We start from the raw sequence: 503 nt of genomic DNA on the forward strand, positions 1-503 counted from the left end.
CCAGCCACGCCGAAGCCAAAGCCGCGTCCGTCCTAGAACCAACATGGCTGCTTTCCAGGCATTGTCGGACCATTTCGCTCAGTTGCGAGGCCGTGCTTAAGGCGCGCTTTTCGGGACGCTCGGGGAGGGGGCGAATACCCGGAATCGGCGCTTTGCCGACTAGCAGCTTGTGGGCCGGGAAGCAGACAATCATGGCGTGCTCTCCGTGCGTCGAGAGGCGGGACTTTTATCTCTGCTTTTCCAGCGACGGCACGCTCCAGCTGTCGTCGATCACCGGCTCTGCGGGGCGATAGGTGCGGAAGATAGCTTCGAACGGTCCTTCGGGTGTCGGCACCCAGACCACGTCCTCTTCCTCCGAGCGCTCGCGCGAGAGGTGGAGGACGATCGATCCGTCCGGGCGCTTGACCAGATCGGACGAGCCCGAATTGATCGAGTGCCGGTCGATGGGCACCTCGAAGAAGAACAGCCGCCCGTCGGCATCGGGCTGGTACACGCTGAGCGAC

The 503-nt window shown here is 63.4% G+C and carries 2 protein-coding genes; both read right to left on the minus strand.

Features of this window, described 5'->3' with window-relative positions:
• The coding region (locus A3736_RS17865) for a hypothetical protein (RefSeq protein WP_233999254.1) at positions 1-193 on the minus strand (193 nt) is incomplete at its 3' end.
• 33 nt (positions 194-226) lie between these two features.
• The coding region (locus A3736_RS05865; RefSeq protein ID WP_156502000.1) for a DUF1214 domain-containing protein at positions 227-503 on the minus strand (277 nt) is incomplete at its 5' end.

The organism is Erythrobacter sp. HI0063, assembly GCF_001635685.1.
Classification (GTDB): Bacteria; Pseudomonadota; Alphaproteobacteria; order Sphingomonadales; family Sphingomonadaceae; genus Qipengyuania.